Genomic DNA, 4,102 nt, shown 5'->3' with positions numbered 1-4,102 from the left:
GTATGGCCGCACCGTGAAGTTCGACCACGACTTCATCGGCCGCGAGGCCCTCGAGGCACTGGACCCCGAGCAGGAGCGCGTCAAGGTCTCCCTGATCTGGAACTCGGAGGATGTGGCCGCCATTCAGCGCTCCGCCTACGAGGAGGCGCTGCCCGCCAAGTTCCTGGAGTTCCCCAAGGCCCGCTACGGTCAACACCAGGTGGACCGCGTGGTGGTCGGGGACAAGAACGTGGGCCAGTCCCACGATGTCGGTTACAGCGTCAACGAGCAGGTCTTCATGTCCCTGGCCGGCCTCGATCCGGAACTGGCCCAGGAGGGCCAGGAGCTCACGGTGCTCTGGGGCGAGGCGCCCAACACCGCCAAGCCGTCGGTGGAGCGCCACCGCCAGGTGCGCGTGCGCGCCACGGTGGCTCCGGCCCCGTACTCCCGCTTCGCGCGGGAGAACTACCGCCGCAGCTGACGCTGCTCACCCATGCCCGACGGCGGCGGCCGGGACGGTGCCCCAAGGCACCTACCCGGCCCCGGGCCGTCGGGCATTCTCGTCTCTACCCAAGGGTAATTTCAACAAGATCGTTGACAATCTCATCACTAAGTCCATAGTGTTTCACCATCCTCGTATCACGTGATCGAGGTCACTCTCTTATCCGAGGTCCAGGCGGCCTCAGCGCTTCCCATGCATCAATGACGACGACAGGGGGTAGGACATGGCGGCTGAACTGGAGTTGCACGGGGTGAACCTGCATTTCGGCGGAGTCACCGTGCTCAACAACGTTGGTTTCACAGTTTCTGCGGGCCAGATCTTCGGCCTGGTGGGCCCCAACGGCGCAGGCAAGACCTCGCTCTTCAACTGCATCAGCGGGCACTATCGACCGCAGTCGGGCACCATCACCATCGACGGCGAGAACGTTGCCCAGGTTCCTCCCGCGCGCATGGCAGCCCACGGGCTGGCCCGCACCTTCCAGCACCCGGCGCTGCAGCTGCAGCGATCCGTGCTGGAGAATGTGATGCTCGGCGCGCACAGCCGCATGAGCGGCAACCCGCTCACCTGGGCCCTGCGAGGCCCCGGCGCACGCAAGTCCGAGGCAGCCGTCCGGGCCGAGGCCCTGACCATCCTGGACCGCAATGACCTTGCCTGGGCGGCGGAACGCAGTGCGGGCGAGCTCTCGCACGGTTTGCACAAGTCGGTGGAGCTGTGCCGGGCGTTGATGATGCACCCCAAGCTGCTGCTGCTGGACGAGCCCGCGGCGGGCCTGCCTCACTCCGAGGTGGAGGCCTTGATCGCCACGGTGAAGCGGCTGCGGGCCCACGAGGACGTCACCGTCGTCATCGTTGAGCACCACATGGGCCTGATCGGCGCCCTCACCGATGCCGTCGTGGTTCTGGACCACGGATCCAAGCTGATGGAGGGCACCGCGGCCGAGGCCCAGGCAGATCCCCGCGTCATCGAGGCCTACATCGGGAAGGCGGATGACAGTGCTGCTTGAGATCAAGAACTTGAAGGCCTGGTACGGGCCCGCTCAGGTCCTCGACGACGTCAACATCGAGGTACCGGACGGCGGCGCGGTCGGCTTGCTCGGCGCCAACGGTGCCGGGAAGACCACCACCCTGCGCAGTGTCTCCGGCAACATCACCTCGGCCGGGGAGTTGCGTTTCGACGGCAAGGACCTGCATGGGCTGCGCCCGGATCAGGTGGCCGCCCGCGGCATCGCCCACGTACCGGAGGGCCGCGGAACCCTGGGTGACCTCGATGTTCGCGAGAACCTGCGGGTCGGCGCCTATCTCCGCAAGGGCGCCGCGGCCATCCGCGAGGACCTGGACTACTGCCTGGACCTGTTCCCGCAGCTCAAGGATCGACTGAAGTCCAACGCCTCCGCCCTCTCCGGCGGCGAGCAGCAGATGCTCGCCATCGGCCGCGCCATCATGGCCAAGCCCCGCCTCATGCTGCTGGACGAGGCGTCCCTCGGCCTGGCACCGGGCACCGCCAAGACCGTGTACGCCGCCATCAAGCGGCTGCGCCAGGAGTCCGGCATCGCCATGTTGGTCGTGGAGCAGAACGCCAACCTGGCCTTCTCCCTCGTGGACTCCGCCGTGATCCTCGAGACCGGACACAGCGTCCTGGAAGGCCCCACCGAACAATTGCGCACCATGGACGAAGTCCGCAGCGCCTACCTGGGAGGCTGAAGAAGTGGAACAGTTCATTCAACTCTTCACGGACGGGCTCTCCACGGGCTCCATCTATGGCGCGCTGGCCCTGGCCATCGTCCTGGTGAACCAGGCCACCGGCATGATCAACTTTGCCCAGGGCGGCATGGCCGTACTCTCCGGCTACATTGCGTTGAGCCTGCTGGACGCCGGGCTGCCGCTGATCCTGGCGCTGCTGATCTCCATGGCCGCGTCCTTCGTGATCGGGGCACTGGTGGAGAGGGTCCTGATCCGCCGCTTCGAGGGCGGGGACCCGGACACCGCGATCGTGGTGACGGTGGGCCTACTGACCCTGGTCACCGGTCTCTCCGCGTGGATCTGGTCCTACGACAACCAGCAGTTCCCGTCCCTTTTCCCGGATTCCTCCATGAACTTCTTGGGCGCCCACGTCTCGGTGCGGTCCCTGGGGACGTTCGCCGTCATCGTGGTCATCATGGTGGCCCTGCAATTGCTCTTCTCCTCCACCAAATTCGGTTTGGCACTGCGGGCCGTCTCCATCAACCCGAACTCCTCCGCGTATTCCGGCCTGCCCGTCGGCAAACTGCTGATGGCCGGTTGGGGCCTCGCCGCCGCCCTCGGTGCGGTGGCCGGCATCCTGGTGGCCCCACAGCTGAGCCTGTCGCCGGGAATGATGGACAGCGCCCTGGTCTATGCCCTGGCTGCCGTGATCATCGGCGGGATGACGAGCCCCATCGGCGCCGTCGTCGCCGCCTGGATCATCGGCGTGCTGGAGAACCTCGCCGCCGTCTACCTGCCCTTCATCGGTCACGATCTCAAGGTGGTCGTCCCCTTCGCACTGGTCGTGATCATCATCCTGGTGCGCCCCCAAGGCCTGTTCGGTCGGAAAGTCGTGGTGCGAGTCTGATGAGTGCTCCTTCTCCCTTCTTGAAGCGCCCCGTGGTGCGCTGGATCGCCGTCGCGGTCGTCGTCATCGCGGCGGTGGTCCTGCCCCTGGTGCTGCCGGAGGTCGCAAACGACAACCTGGCCCGCGTGGGCGTGTTCGCTGTGGCCGTGCTCGGATTGAACGTGGTCATGGGCTACGGCGGTCAGGTCTCCCTCGGCCAGATCTTCTTCCTCGGTCTTGGCGCCTACACGGCCGCCTACGGTGCCACGCACGGATGGAACATCGTCCTGATCCTGCTGGCCTCGATCCTGATCCCGGCGGTGGTCGGCCTGCTCATCGCCCTCGTCGCCGCCCGCCTGGGCGGCCTGGCCATCGCCATGCTGACCATCGCCCTGCCCATCATCGGCGTGCCGTTGGCCAAGCGCCTGGAGTTCTTCACGGGTGGCCCCCAGGGCGTCTCATCTCGCTTCTCCGACGCCCCCATCTGGAGCGGACTCTACAACGACCAGTACCACCTGTACCTGGTGCTGGTCATCGGCGCCGTCGTCTTCCTCCTGGTCCGCAACCTGGTGCGAGGCAAGTACGGACGCGCGCTGGCCATCGTCAAGGAGAACGAGGCCGTGGCAGGAGCCATGGGCATCTCCGCCTACTGGACCAAGGTGCTCGCCTTCACGGTGGCCTCCCTCGTGGGCGGCATCAGCGGGTTCCTGTACATGGCCGTGGTGCAGTACACCTCCCCGGAGACCCTGAGCTTCGGCCACTCCATCACCCTGGTGGCTTCCATGGTGGTGGGCGGCGCCGCCACCATGTTCGGTTCGGTCCTCGGCGGTCTGTACTACATCTTCGTCCCCATCCTCACCAATGCGATCGACCCCAACCTGACTGCCTTCTTGCAGGGTCTGATCATGCTCGTGGTGCTCGTGGTGCTCCCCGGCGGACTGGCTTCCCTGCCCTCCCGACTCAGATCTCTCATGCACCGCAAGTCGCCACCGTCCAAGCCACTTCCAGGCCCCGCGCAGGAAATCGGCGCCCCCACCCACACCTGACCCTCTCATC

Annotated in this window: 4 protein-coding genes and 1 pseudogene; all 5 read left to right on the top strand. The window is 66.3% G+C overall.

Annotated features, from left to right (window positions below):
- A pseudogene (locus Q0A15_RS10155) lies at positions 1-460 on the top strand (aminomethyl transferase family protein); the annotation flags it as partial.
- Positions 461-704: 244 nt separating this feature from the next.
- On the top strand, positions 705-1,484 hold the full coding sequence (locus Q0A15_RS10150) for an ABC transporter ATP-binding protein (protein WP_291279415.1): 780 nt from the start codon (positions 705-707) through the stop codon (positions 1,482-1,484).
- Positions 1,468-2,181: an ABC transporter ATP-binding protein gene (locus Q0A15_RS10145; protein WP_291279414.1), complete on the top strand. Its 714-nt coding sequence runs from the start codon at positions 1,468-1,470 to the stop codon at positions 2,179-2,181. Before Q0A15_RS10150 ends, Q0A15_RS10145 begins: the two co-directional genes overlap by 17 nt.
- A 4-nt stretch (positions 2,182-2,185) precedes the next feature.
- Complete coding sequence (locus tag Q0A15_RS10140) at positions 2,186-3,067, top strand: branched-chain amino acid ABC transporter permease (RefSeq protein ID WP_291279413.1); 882 nt, start codon at positions 2,186-2,188, stop codon at positions 3,065-3,067.
- Entirely contained in the window at positions 3,067-4,092 is a 1,026-nt protein-coding gene (locus Q0A15_RS10135; RefSeq protein WP_291279412.1) for a branched-chain amino acid ABC transporter permease, read from the top strand. Before Q0A15_RS10140 ends, Q0A15_RS10135 begins: the two co-directional genes overlap by 1 nt.
- Positions 4,093-4,102 lie beyond the last annotated feature (10 nt).

The organism is Galactobacter sp. (genome assembly GCF_022712295.1).
Lineage (GTDB): Bacteria > Actinomycetota > Actinomycetes > Actinomycetales > Micrococcaceae > Galactobacter.
This window is presented reverse-complemented; position numbering and strand designations above follow the sequence as displayed.

Coding starts and splice junctions, on each gene's coding strand:
- Q0A15_RS10150 (WP_291279415.1), top strand. CDS start 705: ATGGCGGCTGAACTGGAGTTGCACGGGGTGAACCTGCATTTCGGCGGA.
- Q0A15_RS10145 (WP_291279414.1), top strand. CDS start 1,468: ATGACAGTGCTGCTTGAGATCAAGAACTTGAAGGCCTGGTACGGGCCC.
- Q0A15_RS10135 (WP_291279412.1), top strand. CDS start 3,067: ATGAGTGCTCCTTCTCCCTTCTTGAAGCGCCCCGTGGTGCGCTGGATC.